We start from the raw sequence: 23,153 nt of genomic DNA on the forward strand, positions 1-23,153 counted from the left end.
AGCGCGGGGCACCTCGCCACCGGCGGCTCCTACGCCGGACGCTGGCGGCGCGCTGGCGGCCAGGGCGCACGCGGGGTTCGACGCGGCCGCCGAGGTGAGCTATCGAGCGGCCGTGGAACTCCTCCGTGAATTTTTCAGCAGGCTGAGGGAGCTCGAGTCGCTGCTCCAGTGGGGCGGCTACCCCGTCCTGATGATCATCATCTTTGCCGAGACGGGGTTGCTCATCGGGTTCTTCCTTCCCGGGGACTCGCTGCTCGTCACCGCCGGGGTGCTGGTCAACGCGGGGCTCATCAACCCGCTCGGTCTACCGAACTTCCAGAACCTGCTCCTGATGAACGTCACGCTGATGGCGATGGCGATCATCGGCGATGCGGTGGGCTTCACGATCGGGCGGCGCGCCGGCCCGAAGATCTTCACGCGCGAGCAGTCGCTCCTGTTCCGCAAGGATCACCTGATCGCGACGCAGAAGTTCTACGAGAAGCACGGCGGCAAGACGATCATCCTCGCGCGCTTCATGCCGTTCGCCCGGACGTTCGCGCCCGTCGTGGCGGGCGTGGGGCAGATGCAGTACCGGCGCTTCGCGATGTTCAACGTGGTGGGCGGCGTGCTCTGGGTCTTCTCGATGACCTTCCTCGGCTACTTCCTTGGAAAGGTCTTCGACGCCAAGCAGATCGAGCGGGTCGTCTACCTGATCATCTTCGTCTCCGTGGCGCCGGTCCTCTTCGGGGCGATCAAGCACAGGCTCCAGCAGAAGAAGGACGCCGCGCGGATCGGGGCCGAACCGTAAGCGTAGTCCGACGGACGTCGCGAGCGGATCGCGTCGAGCACGTCATCGCGCGAGCCCTCCCGGGCCGTGCGCTCCCGAGAGCCCCAGGAGGCTGCCCGCCTCTTGTACTCCGCACCACCTCCCCGCTACGCTCTCGTCCCACCATGGCGCAGCTGCCCGCCGTCCCCACCGGCGTCCCGGTTCCCGGCGACGTCCTCGCGGGCAAGTACCGCATCGAGCGCGTCCTCGGCGCGGGGGGCATGGGCGTGGTCCTGGCGGCCTGGGACGTCGTCCTGGAGCGCCGCGTCGCCGTCAAGTTCCTCCTTCCCGAGGCCGCCGCGCTCCCCGACGCCCGCGCCCGCTTCCTCCGCGAGGCCCGCGCCGCCGCGGCCCTCGACGGACAGCACATCGCGCGTGTCCTCGACATGGGCGCGCTGAGCACCGGCGCCGCCTACATGGTGCTGGAGTACCTGACCGGCGACGATCTCGGCCACGTGCTCCAGACCCGCGGCCACCTCCCGCTCGCCGACGCCGCCGACTACCTGCTCCAGGCCTGCGAGGCGATCGCCGAGGCCCACGCGCGCGGCATCATCCACCGCGATCTCAAGCCGAAGAACCTCTTCCTCACCCGCCGCCCCGACGGGACTCCCCTCCTCAAGGTCCTCGACTTCGGCCTGTCGAAGTTCGTCGCCACGGGCGACTCCGTCAAGGAGGCGAGCCTGACCGCGACGGGCCTCATCATGGGCTCCATCCATTACATGTCGCCGGAGCAGATTCGCAGCCTCAAATACGCAGATGTCCGCACGGACATCTGGGCACTCGGCGTGATCCTGTATCGCATGCTCACCGGGCGGCACCCGTTCGAGGGCGACAGCATCACCGCGGTCACGGCGGCCATCATCATGGACACGCCCACCTCCGTCCTCGCCCTGCGGCCGGACCTGCCGCCCGCCGTCGGGGAGCTCGTGAGCAGGTGCCTTGTGAAGGACCCGGGCGCCCGCGTCCAGAGCGTCGCCGAGATCGGCCGCGTGCTCGCGCCATTCGGGACGCAGCGCGGGCGGCTCTCGTTCGAGAGCATCGACCGGATCCTGCCGGAGCGTGCATCCCGCGCCGGGTACCCGCCGGTGGGCGCTCCCCCCGCGGCCCCCGGCGCGCTCGGCACGTCCTCACCCGCGTGGCGTGGAGCGCCCGGAGCGGCCGAGGCCGCGACGGCGCCCATGCCGGTTCGCCCGGACATGCCGTCATCGCCCGGGAGCGAGGTGGCGGGAGCAGCGCACGCGACGCTGCCGCACGCTTCCTGGGGCAACACGACGCGGACCCGGGGGCCGCGCAGCCGCGTGGCGCTGCTGGCGGGCGCCGCCGCCGCGCTCGTCCTGATGACCGGGTTCTTCCTTGCGTGGCGGCAGACGGCGAGCGTGTCCCCTGACAGCGACTCGCCGGTGGCCTCATCGGGCGCTGCGCCCGAGAGCGGACCTGTATCCCCGGGCGCGACCCGCACCCCCGACGCGGCCGGCGTCCCCGGCGCGGCCGGCGTCCCCGGCGCGGCCGGCGCTGTGACGGCGACCCCCACCGTCGCCGTGATGGAGACCGCGAGCGCTGCGCTAGAGGCCGGCGCAGCGCCGGTCGCGAGCGCCTCCCCGGACGTCGGCGCGAAGGCAGCGGCATCTTCGACAGCGGCGAAACCGCCCGTGAAGGCGAGCGCGAACACCGTGAGCACGGCCAGACCGCCGTCGTCTTCACAGGTCAGGACGCAGAACAAGCGCGAGGATCCTTGGAACAAATGGGACTGAGACGAACAAGGGGCACTCGCGCGCTGCGCTGCGCCGCGCTATGCGCCGTCCTCTGCGCGATGAGCCCCCCGGCTTCCGCGCAGCCCAATGATCCGAAGGCCCAGGCACAGGAGCTCTTCGAGCAGGGCCGCGCAGCGGTGGAAGCGCGAGACTGCGTGCGCGCGATTCCGCTCTTCCGCCGGAGCCAGGCGACCTATCCGTCGCGCGGTACGCTGTTCAACCTGGCCCAGTGTGAAGCGGACCTCGGGCGCGTGGCGAGCGCATGGCAGCACTTCAAGGAGCTGCTCACGCAGCTGACACCGGGCGATCCCCGTCTGCCCATCACCGAGCAACGCATCAGGGAGCTGGAGCCGCGCCTGCCCAAGCTGGTCATCGAGCTCGCGCAGGGCGCACCGGCGCCGACGGAGCTGCTCCTCGATCAAGCGCCGCTGCCGCAAGCCAGCGTCGGCAACGAGCTCCCGCTCGACCCCGGGAACCATGGCGTCGTCGCGCGATGGCCCGGCGGCCGGCAGACCGACGCGCCCGTGACCCTCGCGGAGGGTGCGCGCAACGTCGTGCGCCTCGAGCCGCCGCCGGCCGCCGCGCCGCCTCCGGTCCCCGTACCCGACGCGCCGCAGGCCCCCGCGATCTCCCCGGGCTCGCCCGCCATTTCCCCTCCCCCGTTGCCCCCTCCCTCGAGCTTCAGGCGCACCCTCGGTTTCGTCATCGGCGGCGTCGGCGCCGCGGCCGTGGGCGGGAGCCTCATCACGGGCGGGCTCGCGCTCGGCACGAAGGGCGACCTCGAGAAGGAATGCCCAGATCCCTCGCGGTGCAGCGACGACGGCATGTCCCTCAGCTCGCGGGGCCAGACGCTCACCACCGCGAGCACCGTGCTCGGCGCCGTCGGCCTCGCCGGGATCGGCGCTGGCCTTGTGCTGCTCCTGACGGCGCCGCAGGAGCGCAGCTCGGTCGCCCTCGCGCCCGCGATCCTGCCGGGCGGCGGCGGCGCGCTGCTGCGCAGCCGCTTCTGAGGGCCCGGACCGGCGCCGCCGGCGGGCCAATTCCATAATCAACAGGAATTACGCATACTTGATAGCATCTCAAAAAAAGATCGCCCGGCGTGTCGATCCCGCGCACCGCCGTTCGTCGTGACGATGAAGCCACGGCTCGCCCCGGGCAAGAGACCCTCCGGAGCCCAGCTCCACCACGGAAGCAAGGAGACACGACCATGCGATTCATGATCCTGATCAAGGCCACCAAGGACAGCGAAGCGGGTGTCATGCCGAGCGAGCAGCTCCTCACCGAGATGGGGAAGTTCAACGAAGAGCTCGTCAAGGCCGGCGTGATGGTCGCGGGCGAGGGGCTCCACCCGAGCACGAAGGGCGCGCGCATCCGGTTCTCGGGCGAGAAGAGGACCGTCGTCGACGGGCCCTTCACCGAGACGAAGGAGCTGATCGCGGGCTTCTGGATCTGGGACGTGAAGTCGAAGGAAGAGGCGATCGAGTGGGTGAAGCGCTGTCCCAACCCGATGTACGAGGACTCCGAGATCGAGATTCGCCAGGTGTTCACGGCGGACGACTTCGGCCCTGCGCTCACGCCCGAGCTCAGGGAGCAGGAGGAGCGCCTGCGCGCGCAGACGGCGGAGAAGAAGTAGCCCCGCGCGCCTCGGGGCGCGCGCAGGCGGCGGAGGGCTTGCGCCGGCGGCGGAAGGTGTTCTGATCGGGCGCCGTGACGGCCCCCGATGTGCATCGCACCATCCACGCGGTCTTCCGCATCGAGTCGGCCAGGCTCATCGCCGGCCTCGCGCGGATGGTGCGCGACGTCGGCCTCGCCGAGGAGCTCGCGCAGGACGCGCTCGTCGCCGCGCTGGAGCGGTGGCCGGAGTCGGGCGTCCCGGACAAGCCGGGCGCGTGGCTCATGGCCACCGCGAAGCGCCGCGCGATCGACGAGCTCCGCCGGAGCAAGCGGCTCGAGCGCAAGCACGAGGAGCTCGGCCACGAGATCGAGGCCCAGCACGCGCTGGCCGCGCCGGATCTGGACGCCGCGCTCGACGATGACGTCGGCGACGACCTCCTGCGCCTCGTCTTCACGGCCTGCCATCCGGTCCTCTCGACCGAGGCGCAGGTCGCGCTCACGCTCCGCCTTCTCGGAGGCCTGACGACCGAGGAGATCGCGCGCGCGTTCCTCGTCCCGGAGCCGACCGTCGCCCAGCGGATCGTCCGCGCCAAGCGGACCCTCGCCGAGGCGCGCGTCCCCTTCGAGGTCCCCCGCGGGGCCGAGCTCGCGCCCCGCCTCTCGTCGGTGCTCCAGGTCATCTACCTGGTCTTCAACGAGGGCTACTCCGCGACGGCCGGCGGCGACTGGATGCGGCCTGCCCTCTGCGAGGACGCGCTCCGCCTCGGCCGCATCGTGGCCGAGCTCGTGCCGAAGGAGCCGGAGGTCCACGGCCTCGTCGCGCTCCTGGAGATCCAGGCGTCGCGCTCCAGGGCGCGGGTCGGCCCGTCGGGAGAGCCTATCCTGCTCCTGGATCAGAACCGCGCGCGCTGGGATCACCTGCTGATCCGCCGCGGCCTCGCGGCGCTCGAGCGCGCCGAGGCGCTCGGCGGCGCGCGCGGTCCCTACGCGCTCCAGGCCGCGATCGCCGCCTGCCACGCGCGCGCGCGCGCCGCGGCGGAGACGGACTGGGCGCGCATCGCGGCGCTCTATGCGGCGCTCGCCCAGGTCACGCCGTCGCCCGTCGTCGAGCTGAACCGCGCCGTCGCCCTCTCGATGGCGTTCGGCCCGGCGGCGGGCCTCGCCGTCGTCGACGCGCTCACCTCGGAGCGCTCCCTCGAGGGCTACCACCTCTTGCCGAGCGTGCGCGGCGACCTCCTCGCGAAGCTCGGCCGCCTCGACGAGGCCCGCGTGGAGCTCGAGCGCGCGGCGTCGCTCACGCGCAACACGCGCGAGCGCGACCTGCTCCTCGCGCGCGCCGCCGCGTGCGCGGGCGGCTCGGCGCCGCCGTCGCGGTGATCACGGCGGGGGCGGCGCCCCTACCGAGCCGCGGACAGCCGTCGGCTCACCCTCGATCCACGGCCGCCGCGAACACCGCCCCGCTCGCCGCCGTCGCCGCGCTGGCCAGCCATCGCTCCAGCGCCGCAGGCTCGTCGCACGCGAGCACCCGCGCCTGCACCGCCTCCGGCACCGCGAGCCCCCGCGCCGAGAGCACCGCGAGGATCGCGCGCGCCTGGGTGCGCGCCTCGACCCACTCGTCCGTGAACCGCGCCGCGTCGCGCTCCTCGAACAGCGCCGCGACCGGCACGGCGCCGAGGCCGTGCTTGCCCAGCTCCGGCAGGAGGGGCACCTCCGCGCCCGGACGGTAGGTGATCGACGCCGTCCCCGGCCGCACGACCTCGAGCTCCCGCCGCTCCGCGTGCGCGATCCACACCCACGGCCACTCGTGCTCCAGGTAGAGCTTCACCTTCTCCTCGAGGTAGCGCCTCGACTGCGTGCCCCGGATCTCCACGGCCAGCAGCGGCGTGCCGCGGTAGGCGTCGTTCCGCGGCGACGAGAGATCGCCCACCACCACCACGTCCGGCGCCCGGAGCGACGGCCCCCCCGGGTCGCTGAGATCGCAGTACACGTCGGTCATCACCGTGAAGCCCTCGCGCGCGTGCGTGCGGAAGAGGGCGGCGAGGAGCGCCATCACGATGCCATGGATGTCCTTGCTCCCCATCTGCTCGATCAGCTCCCCGCGGTGCAGCTCCCACGGGCTGCCGTCGTAACAGTCGTCGGGCGTGCCCAGACGGCGGCCGGTGGGGCCGAAATCGCGCAGCTCGATCGGCCCCGTGTTCCGGGGCGGACGGGTCGGCAGGCCGTTCGTGCGTGCAGTCATGCCCACGATCCTAGCACGTCGCCGCGCCCCCCCCCGCCGGGCGCGCTCGCCGCAGCCACAGACGTGCTCTTCCGGCGGCCCGTGAAGGGCCGCGTCGCGCCCGAGGTCCTCAGGCCGAGAGCCGCTGGTCCGCCACGTCGAGCGCCGCGTCGAGCGCCGCGATCCCCTCGTCGATCTCCGCCTCGCTGATGATGAGCGGCGGCGCCACGAGCAGGTGGCTCACCCACCCCATGACGGACACCCCGCGCTTCGCCGCCTCGGCGACCACCGCGTCGACCACCAGGGGCCGCCGAGCCGCCTTGTCCTGCGGCACGTTGAACGGCTCCTTGGTCGCGCGGTCCTTCACGAGCTCCACCGCCCAGAACAGGCCGATCCCGCGCACGTCGCCGATCGAGGGGTGCTTCTCCTTGAGGGCGCGGAGCTTCGCGCCCACGACGTCTCCCATCTTCGTCGCGCGCTCGAGGAGGTCCAGCCGGCGATACTCGTCGATCGCGGCGATCACCGGGGCCAGCGTGAGGGGGTGGGCCTCGTAGGTGTGGCCGTGCGCGAACATGTTGTCGTCGAAGTAGTCCGCGATCGCGCGGGAGGTCGCGACGACCCCGAGCGGCGCGGCCGCGTTGGTCACGCCCTTCGCGGTCGTCAGGATATCCGGCACCACCCCCCAGTGATCGACAGCAAACCACTTTCCGGTCCTGCCCCAGCCGCTCATCACCTCATCCGCGATGAGGAGCACGCCGCGCTTCCGCGCGACCTCGGCGATCTTCGGCAGGTAGTCGGCCGGCGGGATGAGGACGCCGTTCGTGCCCACGACCGGCTCGACGATCACCGCCGCGACGTTCTCCTCGTGATCGATCATGTAAGCCAGGTAGTCGGCGCACGCGACGCCGCACTCGGGGTGGCTCCGGCCGAGCGGGCAGCGGTAGCAGTTCACCTCCGGGCCGAACACCACGCCCGGGATCTTGCCGGCCGGCTCGATGAACCAGCGGCGAAAGTCGCCGGTCGCCGCGACCGAGCCCGCGGTCGACCCGTGGTACGACGTGTAGCGCGCGATGATCTTGTGCTTGCCCGTGTAGAGCCGGGCCATCTTGAACGCCGCCTCGTTCGCCTCCGTGCCCGACGTCGCGAAGAAGAACTTGTCGAGCCCCTTCGGCATCACCTCCAGGAGCTTCTGCGCCACCCTGGCCCGCACCTCGCACGTGTGCGCCGGGCTGATGTAGGCGAGCTGCCTCGCCTGCGCGCAGATGGCCTCGATCACGGCCTCGTTCTGGTGGCCGAGGTTCGAGCAGATGAGCTGCGAGGACAGGTCCAGGTAGCGCTTGCCGGACGCATCCCAGAACGCGCAGCCCTCCGCGCGGGTGACATGGATCGGCTTCCAGCCGCGCTGGGCGCGCCAGGTGCCGTACGTGTGCTTCGTGGTCAGCTCGACGATGTCATCGCTCATGGCAACCTTCGCGGTTCGAGGAGGCGCTCAGCGTAGAGGGTGATCAGACCTCCTCGCACGCGAATTCCCCGGCGCCGCTCGCCCGCTCCCGCGCGCCGCGCCCGCGATTCCGTGCAGCGCGCCCGCGATTCCGCGCGGCGCTCCGCCGTCGCCGCCGCGACGCTCGGACGGATCGAGCGCGCTCGCGGTGCCGCGCGCGATCCCGTCGCCAAGGACGGTCGCGATCCGTCCATGAGCGGGCGAGCTCGCCGTCATGCCGATCGTTGACATATTAGAGGTTACTAATATGGTGCGGCGCATGACCACGAGCCACGAACCCCCCGCTCCTCCCCCCATTTCGCCTTACCTGACGGTCGACGACGCCCGCGCGGCCATCGACTTCTACAAGCGCGCGTTCGGCGCGACGGTGGTGGCCGAACAGCCGACGCCGGACGGCAAGAAGCTCATCCACGCGGCCCTCCTGGTGAACGGCGGCCTCGTGATGCTCAGCGACGATTTCCCGGAACAGTGCGGCGGGGTGAGCCGCACGCCGAAGGCGTTCGGCGGCACCGCGGTGACGCTCCACCTCGATCTGCCCGACGTCGACGCGACCTGGAAGCGCGCGGTCGAGGCGGGCGCCAACGTCGAGATGCCGCTCGCGGACATGTTCTGGGGCGACCGATACGGCATCATGACCGACCCGTTCGGTCACCGCTGGTCGCTCGCGACGCGGAAGAAGGCGGCCACGCAGGAGGAGCTGGACGCCGGCGCCAAGAAGCACTTCCCCGCGGCGACGTGATGTGGCGCGAGGTGGCGCGCGGCGGCGTGAGGTGACGTGAGGTGACGGACGCGCGCTCCCCGGACGAGACGTTCCGCGCGATCGCGGACCCCACGCGGCGCGCGATCCTCGACGCGCTGGCCGGCGGGGAGCGCTCGGTCACCGAGCTGTGCGCGATGTTCGACGTGACCCAGTCGGCGATCTCGCAGCACCTCAGGGTGCTGCGGGACGCCGGGCTCGTCGCGCCCCGCCGGGAAGGGCGCTCGCGGCTCTACCGCGTGGAGGCCGCGCCGCTGCGCGCGGTCTACGACTGGGCCGCTCATTACGAGCGATGCTGGTGCAGGAGCTCCGGTCGCGAGGTGCCCCGGTGAGAGGCGCTCAGGAGAAGCCCATCGGGCACCGCCCTGCAGGCTGCGGCGCGGCGGGCCGGAGCGCCGGCTCCGCCGGGCTGCCCTGGACCGCAGCCGCGCGGCCTTCCGCGCTCGCTCGCTCGCGCTCCCCTTCCAGGATCATCGCCACATCCCCGCTCGGCCCCATGGTGAGCCCGCGGCGCACGTGTCGAATGGGCGCCTGGCTCTCGAGCCGGAGCCTGTATCTCCCGAGGATCGTGCCGAGGACGACCTTCATCTCGTACATCGCGAACGCCGCGCCAAGGCACCGGCGGGCGCCGCCGCCGAAGGCGATGAACTCGAAGGGCGTGAACTTCCGCTCGAGGAACCGCGAAGGGCGGAATCGCTGAGGCGACGGGTAGAGGTCCTCGCGGCCGTGCAGGAGCAGCGGCGAGGCGGCGATCGCCTCGCCGGCCGGGACGGTATAGCCCTTGAGCTGGAACGGCCTCTTCACGACGCGGGCCACGTCCACCACCGGCGGGTGGATGCGGAGCGCCTCCAGGCACACCGCCTCCAGGTACGGCAGCGACGCGAGCGCGTCCGGCTCGGGCGCGGGGCCGAGCGCGTCGAGCTCCTCGCAGAGGCGCGCGAGCACGGCCGGCTCGCGGTGCAGCCAGTACATCGCCCACCCGAGCGACATGGCCGTCGTCTCGTGGCCAGCGAACAGGAGCGCCCGGAGCTGGTCCGCGATCTCGACGTCGCTCATGCCCGCGCCGTCGTCGTGGCGGGCGCTCATCAGCAGGCCCAGGATGTCCTGCGAAGCGTCCCCCTCCGCACGCCTTGCCCGGATCTCCTCGAAGAGCAGCGCGTCGAGCGCCCTGGCCGCGCGCTTGTGGCGCGCGTAGGGGCCAAAGCCGGCGAAATCGCGGCGGAGCGCAGGGATGATCATGAAGCTCCGGCCCAGCGACTCGATGAGCCCGAGCACGGCCTCGCGGGTCCTGCCGACGCGCGCCTCGCCTCTCACGCCGAAGACCACGCGGACGATCACGTCGAGCGCGATCGCCTGGGTCGCCGCGAGCATCGAGAACGAGTGACCCGGCCGCCACCGCGACGCCACGTCCAGGCTGATGTCCGCGATCGCGCCGCCATAACCCCGCATCGCTGCGGCGTTGAACGGCGGGGCGAGCAGCCGCCGATCGCGCCGGTGCCGCGCGCCCGCCGTCACGACCACCGACGAGGTCCCGAAGACCGGCTCCGTCAGCTGAACGCCCCAGACATCGAACTCGTCGGGGTCGGCCGCGTAGACCGCGCGGATGGCCTGCGGATCGCCCGTGATAGTCAGCACTCCGTTCGGCGACCTCACGCGAAATGTGGGACCGTACTCGGCGGCGTAGCGCCTGAAGACGGGCTCGGAGGAGAAGAATCCTGCGCGAATGGTATCCACGAGGCCGAGCGACTTCGGCCCGGGCGGCAGAGTTCCCATGGTGCTGCTCCGTGAGTAAAACGAGGGTTGTCGGGGTGTCCCCGGCCGGAGACGACCAGGGCGCCGGGGACATTCCGACACGCGGACCGGCGTTCGGTTCCGTCGGTTTCGTCGATTCCGAGCGATCGCCGGCCCGCGCTCAGGCGAGCGGCGCGCACCGCTGCGCCACCTCGACAACGGCCTCCTCGAGCAGAAGCTCGCGCTGCTGCCCGCCCTCCCGCTCACGGATCGTCACGGAGCGGCGCTCGGCTTCGCGTCTTCCGATCACCGCGACGAGCGGGATCGCCGCCGCGTGCGCAATGGCGATCTTCCGCGAGAGCGTGTCGTCCCCTGCATCGAGGATCGCGCGCACCCCCTTCCGCTGGAAGTCGAGGAGGACCTCTTCGGCATAGGCGCGCTGCGCGTCCGTCACAGGAACGACGACGAGCTGCTCGGGAGACAGCCAGAGCGGCAGCGCGCCCCGATAATGCTCCAGCAGGATGCCCAGGAAGCGCTCCACGCTGCCGAACAGGGCGCGGTGCAGGATGGCGGGTCGCCGGCGCGCGCCGGACGCGTCGACATAGGTGATGTCGAAGCGCTCCGGCAGCACGAGATCGAGCTGGATCGTGCCGCATTGCCAGCTCCGCCCGAGCCGGTCGCGCAGCACGAACTCGAGCTTGGGCCCGTAGAAGGCCCCTTCCCCGGGCTGCAGCCTGTACTCGAGCCCCGCGCTCCTCGCCGCGCCGGACAGCGCCGCCTCCGCCCTGTCCCACACGGCGTCGCTCCCGGAGCGCTCGGCGGGGCGGGTCGAGAAGCCGACCACCATGTCGCGGAAGCCGAAGCCAGCATAGAAGTCGCGCAGCGCGCTCGCGAAGCGCACGACCTCGGCCTCGACCTGCTCCTCGACACAGAAGATGTGGCCGTCGTCCTGGGTGAACTGGCGCAGGCGAAAGAGGCCGTGGAGCGTGCCGCTCGGCTCGTCCCTGTGCACCATGCCGAGCTCGCCGATACGCAGCGGGAGATCCCGGTACGAAGGCGCCATGCGCGCCACGATCTGCATGTGACCCGGGCAGTTCACCGGCTTGATCGCGGCGGCGTGATCCTCCTCGTGCAGCCGGAACATGTTCGAGGAGAAATTGTCCCAGTGGCCGCTGGCCTTCCAGATCGCCTGTCGCAGGATGAGGGGCGTCCGGACCTCTCGATAGCTGTCACGCATCATCTGGCGCCGGACCGCCTCCTCGAGGAGGCGATAGAGCGTGAACCCGCGCGCGTGCCAGAACACCATGCCTGGCGCCTCCTCCTGGATGTGGAACAGGTCGAGGCGCTGGCCTAGATAACGATGATCGTCTTCGTCGAGCATGTCAGTCTCCGTCGGCGGTGGCCGGCCAGACGGAGCGCTGCAAAGCGACGTGCCCCGTCCGGATCCCGGCGGGGCTTGGTTCCTCGTATGCTCGTCAGCTCACCGCACGCACACGAGACCAATCCCGCCGGTGCGGGTCGTGGTCGTCGTGGTCGCGGTGAAGCCGGCGCTCACGTGGACATGTGTATCGCGGCGTCCGGATCTCGTCAACCCGGACGTTTCTCGTCAGGTTCAGGTTCAGGGACGGACAGCGACCGCGCGGGACAGGAGCAGCGCGCCGGTGAAGAGGTAGCCCGAGCAGGACCGGAAGACATCGTAGGAGCGGCCGAGCAGCGGAGCGCTCCGAAGAATGTCCCCGATGCGCCACATCTCCTCGATGCGCGTGATCTCGAAGCTCTCGCCGCCGTCGATCATGCAGAAATCGTAGGTCAGGATCACCCGCACGGGATACGCGCAGCGCGGGAACAGCCTCAGGTACAAGGTGCTGTCGACCAGGGTACGGCCCGCGTCACGCGGCTCGGAGAGCTGGACGTCCAGCTGGGAGATGTCGAGGTCGAAACGGACGCCGACGCGAGATCCCGAGAGGCCGACCTGGTACGTCTCGATCCCGCGCACGCGCCGCCATGGATTGACGAACTCGATGCCGCGGGCGAGGTAGGGATAGACCTCCTTCTCCAGCGTCGCGATCGGAACCTTCGTGTCGTACATGAGGAGCGAGAGGCGCCGGAAGCGCGCCTCCAGGTCGGCGAGCCCGAGGCGCGGCATCGTGGGGATCGTGAACGGGAGGCAGTTCACCTTTGTCGCCATGTCGTGACTCTCCATCCGGGTACGCCCCCGCCCGGTGTGAAGCGCCGGTCCGGGCGCGGAACGACGAAGGCCGAGACGCAATGGATGGGCCGAGGCGGAGCGTGCTGGAGGTGCGTGCTCTGCGGCGCGTCGCGCCGCCCCGCGCGCGCCGCGTGTGTGCCGCCGCGCAGAGCGCTCGAAAGGCGCTGTTCTCCGCGCGGTTCAGGGAGAGAATCGGCGCGTCCGCCGTGGATTGCCCTGGTCCCTGGGGCGCCCGCGGTTATCTTCCCGGGCCGTTCGGCACGAGGCGCGCGGCGTTTCGCCCTCTCTGCCGGCGGCGAGTCACGAGGAGAAGAAGTGTCACGGGTCGTGGAGCGCGCAGCGAAGGCCGCCAGCAGTATCACGGAGCGGCGCAGGGCCGCGGCGCGGCGGGTCGCCGCGTTCATGGCGCTCACCCTCGCCTCGGCGGGGTGCGCCGCGCAGGGCGCGCCGGCGCCCGCCGCGCGCGGCGGCGCCGACCCCGGCGCGAGCGCGGGAGCTCCGGCGCCCGCCGCGCGCGGCGGCGCCGACCCCGGCGCGAGCGCGGCGGCCGAGCCGCTCTTCCGTGAGGCGGAGTCGCTCGCGGGGCGCTACCGCGTGATCGGCGTACAGCTCTTCGTGCTCGACCAGGCCGCGGAGGCGGGCGCGGACAGCGCGCGCGGCGCGGCGCGGCGGGCGGCGCTCGAAGCAGAGGCCGCGCGGCTGCGGGCCGGCGTCGCGGCGGCCTACGCCGCGCTCGTCGACGCGCCGGCGCTGCGCGCAGCGGAGCAGCGGCCGCGGGCGCTCCTCGCGCTCGCGCGGGCGCTCCAGGACGGCGGGGACGCGCGCGGCGCCGAGGCGCGGCTGCGCCAGCTCGCCCTCGAGCACCCGGCGTCCGGCGAGGCGGCCGAGGCCTACCTCGCCCTGGCCGACCTGGCGTTCGCCGCGGGGCGCCTCGACGAGGCGGTGAGCGCCTGCGACGGCGCGCTCCGCGGCGCCGCGGGGGCGCCGCTGCGCAAGCGCGCGCTCTACGTGAAGTCGTGGAGCCTGCGGGGCATCGGCGGCCGAGGCGCCACCGAGGGGGCCATGAGGGCGCTGCGCGCGATCGTGCAGCTCGGCCCCGGGCGCGCCGGCTCGCTGGAGGCGACGATCGACGAGGCCGCGGAGCGAGAGCTCGTCGAGCTCTACGCGGCGCACGGCGACCTCACCCAGGCCCGCGCCTTCTTCGCGGGCGCGGGCGAGCGCGCGGGCCCGCGGCTGCTCGGCGAGGTGAAGGCCCGCGCCGCGCGGCGCGGGCGCCCGGAGCCGCCCGACCGGCCGACCCTGTGAGGAGCGCCGCCGCCCGGGAGCCTCACCCCTCGCCTGCGTCGATCCGGAACCGCGGCGCCTCGATGCGCTCCCCTCGGCACGCGGGGCAGCGGCTCGGCTTCGCGAGCGACCGCCGCTCGTCGAACGCGTAGCCGCAGCGCAGGCAGCGCGCCGGCGCGACCGAGAGCCGCTCGCCGCGCGCGCGCAACGAGCGCGCGAGGTGCTCGAGGTGCGGCGCCACGTCGCGCTCCCGCATCCCGAGGCGGGTGGAGAGCTCCCACGCGGTCGCCGCTCCCCTGCGGAGCTCCTCCAGGAGCGCCTGCCGCGCCGTCTCCGACCGGGGCGCTGGGCTCGGCGGTGGCTTCGGGTCGCTCATCGCTCTCCGCGAGCGTGACACCGCGGCGGCGCCGGTCCAGCGCGCGAGCGCGCCCGCGGCTCGCGGCTCGCGCGAGCGCGCTCGCCAGCGCGGCGTGGGCACGACAGGCGCACAGGTGCTGACTCTCACGACGGCGGGGCAGCGCAGCGCGGCAGAGCCCGCGCGGCCATTGCGCTGCCCACAGCGCGCACGGAGAATGCCGCTCCGGAGAACAGCAGCGCATGACCCCGTGCCCGTCCGACGACGCCCTGGCCACCTGGCTCGCGGGCAACTTCCCGCACGACGACGCGGCGAGCATCCGCGGGCACGTGGCCGGCTGCAACAGCTGCCGCGCGCGGATCTCGGCGCGCCCGAGCGACAGCGACCTCGGGGCGCCGCTCTTCCTCCACGCGACGCACCAGCGCTTCGGCGAGAGCGAGCTGCCGCCGCCGCCCCCGCTCTCCTGGACGCCGCCCTCGACCTTCGACGACTACCGCGTGGTGCGGCCGCTCGGCCGCGGGGGCATGGGGCAGGTGTACCTCGCCCACGACGAGGTCCTCGACCGGCCCGTCGCGCTCAAGTTCGTCGCGGCAGACAGCCCGGATCCCAGGACCATCGAGCGGCTGCGCGTCGAAGCCCGCGCGATCGCGCGCCTCCAGCACCCCAACGTCGTCGCCGTCTACCGGATCGGCGAGGTGCGCGGGCGGCCGTACATCGCCTACGAGTTCGTCGAGGGTGAGCCGCTCGAGCTGCTCCCGAAGCCGCTCCCGTGGCCGTCCGCGCTGCGCCTCGCGCTCGGCCTCGCCCGCGGGCTCGCCGCGGCGCACCGGCGGGGCGTCCTCCACCGCGACATCAAGCCGGCGAACGTGATGCTCGACGCGAGCGGCGAGGTGAAGCTGCTCGACTTCGGCCTCGCCAAGCTCGCCGACCGGCCCGGCGCCGCCGCCCTCGACGCGGGCCTTCGCGCCGCGCCGAAGGCCTCCGTCGCGCCCGCGCCGTGGGCGCTCGCGGACATGTCCGCCCTGACGACCGCGATCCCGGTGGCGCTCGACGCGGCCTCCGCGCTCGGGACCGCGAGCCTGACCGACGGCGGCATGATGATGGGCACGCCGCTCTACCTCGCGCCGGAGCTCTGGGCGGGCACCGCCGGCACGCCCCGCTCCGACGTCTACGCGCTCGGGCTCGTCTTCTACGAGCTGTGCGCGGGCCGGCTGCCTCACGCGGGGCTCGAGGTGCACGCGATCGCCAGCTGGGTGACGGCGCGGGCGCTCCCGCCGCTGCGCTCGATCTGCCCCGACGTCCCGGAGATGCTCGCGGCCGTCATCGATCGCTGCGTCCTGCGCGAGCCGGAGGCGCGCTTCGCGTCGGCCGAGGAGGTGCAGGCCGCGCTCGAGGAGACCGAGGCGCTCTGCCGGGCGTTCCAGATCGTGCGCCACGCGTCGTCCCCCGCGAGCGCGCAGGACGCTGGCGCGGACGTCGTGCGCGCCTCGTTCGAGCGCCTCGCCCCGCGCGCCGAGGCGCTCGTGACGCGCTTCTACGAGCGGCTCTTCACCCGCGAGCCGGCGCTCCGGGCGCTGTTCCCGCCGGACATGCGCGAGCAGCGGCTCAAGCTCGCCGCGGCGCTGCAGCTCGTGATCGACAACCTGCGCGCGCCGGACAAGCTGGTCGAGATGCTCGAGGCGCTCGGGCGCCGCCACGCGGCGTACGCCGCGTTGCCCGAGCATTTCGACGCCGTGGGCCGCGCGCTGCTCGAGGCGCTCGAGGAGCTCGAAGGAGACGCGTGGGCGCCCACCACCGCGCGGGCGTGGGCGGGCGCGTACGCGCAGGTCGCCGAGGCGATGCGGCGCGGGCTCGAGGCCGCGCGGGAGGGGGCGGTCTCCTCCACGCGGGCGCCCGCGCGGCTGCACGCGGCGGAGACCCGCTTCGCCACGAGCGCCGACGCGAGCCTTGCCTACAAGACCACGGGCGGCGGGCCGATCGATCTGGTGCTGGTCCAGGGGTGGGTGACGCACGTGGAGGCCGCGTGGGAGGGCGCGCTCATCTCCCGGTTCTTCGCCGAGCTCGGCGCGTGGGCGCGGCTCATCGTGCTCGACCAGCGCGGCACCGGGATGAGCGAGCGCGAGGGCGTGGGCGTTCCGGCCGAGCAGCAGGCGGAGGATCTGCTGGCGGTGCTGGACGCGGCCGGCGTGGCGCGCGCCGCGCTCCTCGGCGTCGGCGCCGGGTTCGCGCCGTGCGCGCTGCTCGCGGCGGCTCACCCGGCGCGGGCGCGCGCCCTGATCGCGCTCGGGAGCGCGGCGCAGATGTCTGCCTGGCCGGGGTGCCTCTTCGGGCTCGCCGGCGAGGACGCCGAGGAGGCGGAGCGCGCGCTGCGGAGCGGCTGGGGCGAGCCGCTCTTCCTCGATCGCCTTGCCCCGTCCGCGGCGGATGACGGCGCGTTCCGGCGCTTCTGGGCCGCGTACCTGCGCCACGGCGCGAGCCCGGGCGGGGCGGCGCGCATGCTCCGGACACACGCGGCGGCCGACGTCCGGGCCGCGCTGAGCCGTGTGAGCGCCCCCACGCTCGTGCTGCACCGGGCCGGCGATCGGGCCGTCCCGGCGGCGGCCGGGCGCGACCTCGCCGGCCGCATCCGCGGCGCGCGCTACGTCGAGCTGCCGGGCGTCGATCACCTGCCCTTCGTCGGCGAGTCGGGTCCGCTGCTCGCGGAGCTGCAGGCCTTCCTCGGCGCGGATGCCGGGGGGAGCCCCGTCTCGAGCCTCGTGCCCTCCACGGCGCTCGGCGCCGCCTCCGGCGGCTGACGCGCTCGGCGCGGGGCCAAGTACGCGGTGCGTCGTCGCCCGGCTCGCGCCGCGAAGCTCTCGCGGACACTCCTGCGCTCGCACGACGAGCCGCCGGGCGCGCCCGCCTCTCGGACGCTCGCGCTCGCTGCGCTTCCTCAACCGATGTTTGCCCGCGTCACGATGGGCTCGAGTTCAGCGTGCGGACGTCCGCGTCTCCGGCTTCGCCCGATACGACTTGAGAGTTCTCCTTATCTCGATGTCTCGCCCGAAAAAAGGAAACATCCTATCTACCTTGCGATCGCGGGATTCGGCCGCTAGCTTGAATTGATGATGCGATGGTCACGCCCGTTGACCTGCTGTGTCGCTGCCGTGCTTGGCGCATTCGCGAGCGCTTGCTCCGGGACGGAGCAGGGCTCCGCCGGCGCAGCCGGCGTGGCGGGCGCAGACGGGGCGGGAGGCGACGGCAGCGCCGAGGGCGCGGGCGGCGCCGAGAGCGCAGGCGTCGAGGACGCGGGCGGGGGCGCCGACTGCCCTCCTGGTGAGGAAGGCTGTCCGTGCGGGCCTCTGGGTCGGTGCGACGACGGGCTCTGCTGCGCAGACAGCGGTTGTATTTCGGAGTGTGCCAGCGCCGATGAGGACGCGACGGTCCACGGCGACTGCGACTGGCGGGGAGGCCTGCAGGACCCGTCGTTCCAGCGCTCGGATACGTGGTTCACCACAGGGGAAGCGCTCGTCTCCCCCGAGATCGAGGGCAACGGCAACCCGGGGGCCGGCGTCATCGGGAGAGAAGCGGTGTGCCAGATGGCCGGCTTCTATCAGCGCCTCTCGCTGCCGGACCTCGCGTGCGTCGGCCCGCTCCTCCTCACGTTCGCCGCGCGCATCGGCTGCGAGCTCGCGATGGACTGCCTCGGCCCTCCGGGGGTCGGGGTCCGGATCGACGGAGGGTTCACCGACCTCGATCTCATGCCCTCTTCGTCCTTTGCCCCGCAACGCGTGTGCCTGGGAGAGCGCGCCTACGGCAGGCCGATCGAGCTGCTCCTCGGGCCCGCCCGGCGTTCTCCCCTGTGCGATGAGGGCGCCGGACAGGACTTCACGCTGACGTTCGATGACGTCGCCCTTCAGCCTGATGAAATGAACGAGTGCCCGCAGCCTGGCCAGGTGTTGAACGGCGACTTCGAAGCAGGCGCCGCCGGCTGGAAGGCGACCCCCGAGAGCGGCGTCTCCGAGATCGGGGGCGGCCTGGGCCAGGGCGGCGGCAAGGGTGGACATCTCGCCACCACACGGTTCTGCCAGGCTCCCTCGCTCGAGGGCACGCTCTCGGCGCCCTTGCCGTCCGCCGCGCTTCCGAGCCCGGCGCTCCGCATCTGGAGCCGTGGGAGCCCCGGGGCGATCGTCGACGTGATGCTGAGCGCGCACCGGCTGACGGCCCTGACGGGCACGGGCGAGGCGCGGGTCTCGCATGCCTGCTTGCCCCGGTGGGCGCTCGGCATGGCGCACCGCCTCGCGTTCGCCTTCCGGAACCGGCACAGCCAGCCTTGCATGGACGAGAACGAGCGGGACTTCACGGTGGATGATCTCGCCATCGTCTCTGACGACCGCTGCCCCGAAGACGCGCCGCTCTTCGACCCCGGCTTCGAGAACGACGGCGCCGACGCCGGCCTCTCGCCGACATGGGTCCTCAACGCGGAGGACCCGGCGCGCGGCAGCGCCAGGCTCGCCGTCGATTCGGCGGCCGCGCACGCCGGCGACGTCTCGCTCTCGCTGTCCGTGCGGAAGCCGTGCCGCGAGCCCTCGGCCTCCACCGTGTTCACCGTCCCCGAGCCCCAGGGGACGGCCGGTCCGGCGCTGAAGTTCTGGTACCGCACGAGCCACCTCCTCGAGGCGACCGCCTCCTCGACGCCAGGGGGCGCCCTGGCGGCCAGCGAGCGCTGGACGCAACAGACGATCTGCCTGGATCCGCGCACGGCGGGCGGGCCCCAGCAGCTCTCGTTCAAGATAAAGGCCAGCGGGACCTGCGACGCGCCGCTCGACGACGAGGCCTTGCACGTGGACGACGTCGAGGCGACGACCGACCCCTCCTGCCCGGCCGCGCTGCTCCCCTGAGCAGCGGAGCCCTGGCGCATCGCTCCAGTCGCTGGCAGAAGGTGCCTCTCGGCTCAGCCGCGCTTCCGGCCCACCAGGATCACGATCGGATACGCGAAGTGGACCTCGTCTCCCCGGAGCTCTGCGCCCACGCCGAGCGCATCCACGCCGACGTCGGCGCGGTAGAGGGCCCGGAGCCGGTCCGCTCCGCCGGGCTCCGGGAAGGAGGCCCGGAGCGCGGCCTCGAGCTCCACCTCGAGCCGGTACCGCGTCGTCGTCTCGATCTCCAGCCCCGCTGCGTCGAACAGGGCTCGGAGCTCCCGCTCGGTGAGCGCGCTCGCGTGCGACGGATCGCGGATCTTCTCCGCGGCATCGTACGCTGCCTGCTTGTCCGCGGCGGGCGCCACGTCGATCACGGCGACTCGCCCGCTCCTCTGGCACACGCGGGCCATCTCGCGCAGCGTCACGAGCGGCTCCAGCAGGTGATGGAAGCTGTAGCGCGTCGTGACCAGGCGATAGCTCTCGTCCGGATAGGGCAGCCGGCTCGCGTCGCCGAGCTCCCAGGTGACGTTGGAGAGGCCGAGGCTCGCCTGCCGCTTCCGCGCCTCGTCCAGCATCGCCGGGACGATGTCGAGCCCCCGCACGCTCGCCACCCGCTGGGCCAGCGCGCAGGCGACGATCCCCGGCCCGCAGGCCACGTCGAGGGCCGCGTCGCCCGGCGCCGGGGCGAGCGCGTCGAGCAGCAGCCCCATGGCGGACTCCGCCGAGTGGGCCTGGACCTCGGCGAACGGCCTGGCCTGGCGGGTGAACTGTTCCTGTATCAACGCATCGTGCGCCGTGGGAGTGGCTTGCTTCATGGCGTTCGAGGGTGGACGCTCTTCGGCTTTACGGCTGCCGGCGAACGGACAAAGATCGCCGCCGAGAGGCCACGCCTTGCAAGCCCGCGTCCTGACCCCGACGGAGACCACCGAGCACCTCGCGCGCCTCGGGCTCGATCATGCCGGCGCGCGCGCGTTCTCCTACGAAGACGAGCTGCCGGGAGCCGCCTACGGCTGGCACACCCACGCGCGGCACCAGCTGCTCTGCCCGCTCGCCGGCACGGCGCGCCTCGAGGTCGAGGACGCGTCCTTCCTGCTTCCCCCGCAGCTCGCCGCGCTCATCCCCGCGGGCGAGCGGCACGCCACCACCTGCGGCGACGCGTCCATCGTCTCGATCTATTTCGAGCCCGCCGCGTTCCCCTCCCCCCTCGCGGCGGTGAGGATCTTCGAGATCCCCGCGCTCCTGCGCGAGATGGTGATCTACGCGCGCCGCTGGCCGGTCGCGCGGCGTCCGGACGACGCCGCGGCCAACACGTTCTTCGCGGCGATGGCGGACATCATCGGCCCGCTCCTCGATCGGGGCGCCACGTACCGGCTGCCCCGCGGCAGGACGCGGCCGGTGCAGCGCGCGATCGAGTGCGCGCTGCGCGACGTCTCCAGCGCCGATCTCCCGCGGGCCGCGGCGTTCGCAGGGGCGACGGAGCGCACGCTACGGCGGCGGTTCCGCGAGGAGACCGGCGTCACGTGGCGCGGCTTCGTCACCCGCGCGCGCGTTCTCCGGGCGATCGACCTGCTCTCCGGCCCGAACGCCAGCGTGACGCAGGTCGCGCTGGACGTCGGCTTTCAGAGCCTCGGCGCGTTCGCCGCCGCGTTCCGCGCCGTCACCGGCCAGACGCCGAGCGAGTTTCGCAGGACCGCCCGGCCATCGCCGGGCGGTGGACACAAAAGCTAAAAGCTGACCCGAGCCGACCTGACGGCGCGGACGCGACCGTCGAAGAGCGCGCCGCGGGCGGCGGCGTGCGCCGCGAGTTACTGCGTGATCGCCCGGAGGTCGAGCATCTCCTCGACGCTCGGCACCACGATGAGGTCGCAGCGGCGGTTCTTCTGCCGGCCCTCGTCGGTGTCGTTGGTCGCGACCGGATCGGTGTCCGCGAAGCCCGCCGCGCTCCAGTTCGCGACGGGGAGCGCGCCCCCGCCGCCCTTGACGTCGGCCGGGCTGACGAGGAACACGAGCACCTCGCGGGCGCGCATCAGCGACAGGCCCCAGTTGTCGCGGAACTGGCCGCCCGCGAGCGGCTTGTTGTCCGTGTGGCCGGCGACCTGGTAGTCGCGCTGGAGCAGCGACTTGTCGTTCTTGACGACCGTCGCCACCTTGAGAAGGATCTCCTTGCCCTCCTTCTTCAGCGTCTCGCGCCCGGAGTCGAAGAGGACGTCGCCCGGCAGCGAGATGACCATCCGGTTGTTCCGGATGTTCACCGCCAGGCCGAGCTTCGTGAGCTCGTCCAGCTTCTTCTTGAGCGTCTCGAACCGCGCCTTGATCGCCTCCAGCTGGCGGGCGCGGGCCTTGAACTCGGCGAGCGCCTTTTCACGCTCCTCCAGCGTCGAGCTGAGCTGCGACACCTGCGTGCTCGTCGCCTGGAGGTTCTCGTTCAGCTTGCTGATGTCGACGCCGGCCGCCTCGAGCTGCTTCGTCAGCTCCGCGACCTTCGCCTGGGTCGCCTCGAGCTCCTTCTGCGTCTCGGCGAGGCGGCCCTCCGTGGTCTGGTGCTGGCTCTGAAGGCGGTTGTACTTGTCGAGCTGGGCCTTCCACTCCTCCTCGGAGTAGCCGCACCCCAGCGAGGACGACGCGATCACGGCAGGCAGGAAGGCCGCGAAAGCGGTTCTGCGACCTTTCAAGACACGAGGGTGCATGAGCACGCTCCTTCACTCTAGTTGGTGAACATGAGCTGGGGCCGATCGCCCGGCCCGCGCCCGGTTCCAGGGGACAGCGGCCTGTCAGGCCGTGCGGAGGCGTACCCTACCGAGGTCGCGCGCGATTGTAAAAGGCCGTATCGAGCCGCCCGACCCGCTGCCTCGTGCGCCTCTCTCCGTCGCCGCGCCCCATCACCGCGTCAGCCAGGCGCGGCGCGCTGACGCGGCGCGTGTATGCGCCATCGCAACACGGGTGCGCTTGTCCATTGTTCCCGCCTGCGCACCTGCTATTGGGACGGCCCATGGCCTATCGCATCACGCTGATCCCGGGCGACGGCATCGGCCCGGAGGTCGTGACGGCGACTCAGGATGTGGTCTCCGCCGCCGGCGTCGCCGTCGACTGGGAGATCCACCACGCGGGCATCGAGGTCGCGAAGCTGACTGGATCGCCGCTCCCCCTCCCCGTGATCGACGCCGTGCGGAAGAACCGGATCGCCCTGAAAGGCCCGGTGACGACGCCGATCGGGGGCGGGTTCCGCTCGGTCAACGTGACGCTCCGGCAGACGCTCGATCTCTACGCGAACGTGCGGCCGATCCGCAGCCTGCCGGGCGTCGACACGCGGTTCGACGTCGACATGGTCATCGTGCGCGAGAACACCGAGGGGCTCTACGCCGGGCTCGAGCTCATGATCCTGCCCGGCGTGGCCCAGAGCATCAAGCTCACGACCGAGCGGGGCTCGACGCGCATCGCGGAGTTCGCGTTCCGGTACGCGAAGGAGCACGGCCGGAGCAAGGTGACGATCGTCCACAAGGCGAACATCATGAAGATCTCCGACGGCCTCGCGCTCGACTGCGCGCGGAGGGTGGCCGTGGGGCACCCCGAGATCCAGCTCGGCGAGATGATCGTCGACGCGGCCGCCATGACGATGGTCCGCGATCCGAACCGGCTCGGCGTGATCGTGACGGAGAACCTCTACGGCGACATCCTCTCGGACCTCGGGGCCGGCCTGGTCGGCGGGCTCGGGATCGTGCCCGGCGCGAACATCGGCGACGACGCGGCGGTCTTCGAGGCGGTGCACGGGTCGGCGCCGGACATCGCGGGCAAGGGCTACGCGAACCCGACGGCGCTCGTGCAGAGCGCCGTGATGATGCTGCGGCACCTCGGCGAGCACGACGCGGGCGATCGGATCGAGCGGGCGCTGACGACGCTCTACCGGGCCGGCCAGGTGCGCACGCGCGACCTTGGCGGCGCCGCGAGCACAGGCGACTTCACCCGGGCGCTCTGCGCGGAGATCGAAAGGCCTCGCGCGGAGGCCTAGCGGAGGGCATCCTGATCCCGC

20 protein-coding genes are annotated in these 23,153 nt (G+C 72.6%); 12 read left to right on the forward strand and 8 right to left on the reverse strand.

Annotated elements, in window-relative coordinates; genetic code table 11:
* Positions 1-112: 112 nt before the first annotated feature.
* The 5 genes from POL72_RS12265 (at position 113) to POL72_RS12285 (ending at position 5,547) form a co-directional block, all read left to right on the forward strand.
* Entirely contained in the window at positions 113-787 is a 675-nt protein-coding gene (locus POL72_RS12265; protein WP_272095333.1) for a VTT domain-containing protein, read from the forward strand.
* Positions 788-930: 143 nt separating this feature from the next.
* Complete coding sequence (locus POL72_RS12270; RefSeq protein WP_272095334.1) at positions 931-2,556, forward strand: serine/threonine-protein kinase; 1,626 nt, start codon at positions 931-933, stop codon at positions 2,554-2,556.
* A gap of 155 nt (positions 2,557-2,711) precedes the next feature.
* The gene (locus POL72_RS12275; RefSeq protein WP_272095335.1) at positions 2,712-3,566 is read left to right on the forward strand and encodes a preprotein translocase subunit TatA; all 855 of its coding nucleotides are present in this window, start codon (positions 2,712-2,714) and stop codon (positions 3,564-3,566) included.
* A gap of 197 nt (positions 3,567-3,763) precedes the next feature.
* Positions 3,764-4,189, forward strand: coding sequence for a YciI family protein (locus POL72_RS12280; RefSeq protein WP_272095336.1), 426 nt, complete (start codon positions 3,764-3,766; stop codon positions 4,187-4,189).
* A gap of 74 nt (positions 4,190-4,263) precedes the next feature.
* Complete coding sequence (locus POL72_RS12285) at positions 4,264-5,547, forward strand: RNA polymerase sigma factor (RefSeq protein WP_272095337.1); 1,284 nt, start codon at positions 4,264-4,266, stop codon at positions 5,545-5,547.
* A 46-nt stretch (positions 5,548-5,593) separates the two neighbouring features.
* Here the strand turns inward: POL72_RS12285 and POL72_RS12290 are convergent, their stop codons facing one another.
* Together POL72_RS12290 and POL72_RS12295 are read right to left on the reverse strand one after the other, a co-directional pair.
* Complete coding sequence (locus POL72_RS12290; RefSeq protein ID WP_272095338.1) at positions 5,594-6,409, reverse strand: Uma2 family endonuclease; 816 nt, start codon at positions 6,407-6,409, stop codon at positions 5,594-5,596.
* 109 nt (positions 6,410-6,518) lie between these two features.
* Positions 6,519-7,850 carry an aminotransferase family protein gene (locus POL72_RS12295; RefSeq protein ID WP_272095339.1) on the reverse strand — a complete coding sequence of 444 codons (1,332 nt, stop codon included), beginning with the start codon at positions 7,848-7,850 and terminating at the stop codon, positions 6,519-6,521.
* Positions 7,851-8,148: 298 nt separating this feature from the next.
* On the opposite strand from POL72_RS12295, the gene POL72_RS12300 reads away from it, so the two are divergent.
* Entirely contained in the window at positions 8,149-8,628 is a 480-nt protein-coding gene (locus POL72_RS12300; protein WP_272095340.1) for a VOC family protein, read from the forward strand.
* 41 nt (positions 8,629-8,669) lie between these two features.
* Entirely contained in the window at positions 8,670-8,978 is a 309-nt protein-coding gene (locus tag POL72_RS12305) for an ArsR/SmtB family transcription factor (protein WP_272095341.1), read from the forward strand.
* Between the two features lie 7 nt (positions 8,979-8,985).
* Here POL72_RS12305 and POL72_RS12310 read toward each other — a convergent pair whose 3' ends face one another.
* The 3 genes from POL72_RS12310 to POL72_RS12320 all read right to left on the reverse strand — a co-directional run bounded on the left by POL72_RS12310 (position 8,986) and on the right by POL72_RS12320 (position 12,565).
* Positions 8,986-10,419: a cytochrome P450 gene (locus POL72_RS12310; protein ID WP_272095342.1), complete on the reverse strand. Its 1,434-nt coding sequence runs from the start codon at positions 10,417-10,419 to the stop codon at positions 8,986-8,988.
* Between the two features lie 139 nt (positions 10,420-10,558).
* Complete coding sequence (thrS, locus tag POL72_RS12315) at positions 10,559-11,758, reverse strand: threonine--tRNA ligase (protein WP_272095343.1); 1,200 nt, start codon at positions 11,756-11,758, stop codon at positions 10,559-10,561.
* Positions 11,759-11,995: 237 nt separating this feature from the next.
* On the reverse strand, positions 11,996-12,565 hold the full coding sequence (locus POL72_RS12320; RefSeq protein ID WP_272095344.1) for a hypothetical protein: 570 nt from the start codon (positions 12,563-12,565) through the stop codon (positions 11,996-11,998).
* Positions 12,566-12,901: 336 nt separating this feature from the next.
* Between POL72_RS12320 and POL72_RS12325 the strand changes: the two genes are divergently transcribed.
* The gene (locus POL72_RS12325) at positions 12,902-13,891 is read left to right on the forward strand and encodes a tetratricopeptide repeat protein (protein WP_272095345.1); all 990 of its coding nucleotides are present in this window, start codon (positions 12,902-12,904) and stop codon (positions 13,889-13,891) included.
* 22 nt (positions 13,892-13,913) lie between these two features.
* On the opposite strand, the gene POL72_RS12330 is transcribed toward POL72_RS12325, so the two are convergent.
* Positions 13,914-14,246, reverse strand: coding sequence for a transcriptional regulator (locus tag POL72_RS12330; protein WP_272095347.1), 333 nt, complete (start codon positions 14,244-14,246; stop codon positions 13,914-13,916).
* Positions 14,247-14,467: 221 nt separating this feature from the next.
* On the opposite strand from POL72_RS12330, the gene POL72_RS12335 reads away from it, so the two are divergent.
* Together POL72_RS12335 and POL72_RS12340 are read left to right on the forward strand one after the other, a co-directional pair.
* The gene (locus POL72_RS12335) at positions 14,468-17,020 is read left to right on the forward strand and encodes an alpha/beta fold hydrolase (protein ID WP_272095348.1); all 2,553 of its coding nucleotides are present in this window, start codon (positions 14,468-14,470) and stop codon (positions 17,018-17,020) included.
* Positions 17,021-17,371: 351 nt separating this feature from the next.
* The gene (locus tag POL72_RS12340) at positions 17,372-19,105 is read left to right on the forward strand and encodes a hypothetical protein (protein ID WP_272095349.1); all 1,734 of its coding nucleotides are present in this window, start codon (positions 17,372-17,374) and stop codon (positions 19,103-19,105) included.
* Between the two features lie 53 nt (positions 19,106-19,158).
* On the opposite strand, the gene POL72_RS12345 is transcribed toward POL72_RS12340, so the two are convergent.
* Positions 19,159-19,941, reverse strand: a complete 783-nt coding sequence (locus tag POL72_RS12345; RefSeq protein ID WP_272095350.1) for a class I SAM-dependent methyltransferase — start codon at positions 19,939-19,941, stop codon at positions 19,159-19,161.
* A gap of 76 nt (positions 19,942-20,017) precedes the next feature.
* On the opposite strand from POL72_RS12345, the gene POL72_RS12350 reads away from it, so the two are divergent.
* Positions 20,018-20,854, forward strand: a complete 837-nt coding sequence (locus POL72_RS12350; protein WP_272095351.1) for an AraC family transcriptional regulator — start codon at positions 20,018-20,020, stop codon at positions 20,852-20,854.
* A gap of 77 nt (positions 20,855-20,931) precedes the next feature.
* Here the strand turns inward: POL72_RS12350 and POL72_RS12355 are convergent, their stop codons facing one another.
* Positions 20,932-21,813, reverse strand: coding sequence for an OmpA/MotB family protein (locus POL72_RS12355; RefSeq protein WP_272095352.1), 882 nt, complete (start codon positions 21,811-21,813; stop codon positions 20,932-20,934).
* A gap of 302 nt (positions 21,814-22,115) precedes the next feature.
* On the opposite strand from POL72_RS12355, the gene POL72_RS12360 reads away from it, so the two are divergent.
* Entirely contained in the window at positions 22,116-23,132 is a 1,017-nt protein-coding gene (locus POL72_RS12360) for an isocitrate/isopropylmalate dehydrogenase family protein (protein WP_272095353.1), read from the forward strand.
* Positions 23,133-23,153 lie beyond the last annotated feature (21 nt).

The sequence above is a fragment of the Sorangium aterium genome (assembly GCF_028368935.1).
In the GTDB taxonomy this organism is placed as follows: Bacteria; Myxococcota_A; Polyangia; order Polyangiales; family Polyangiaceae; genus Sorangium; species Sorangium atrum.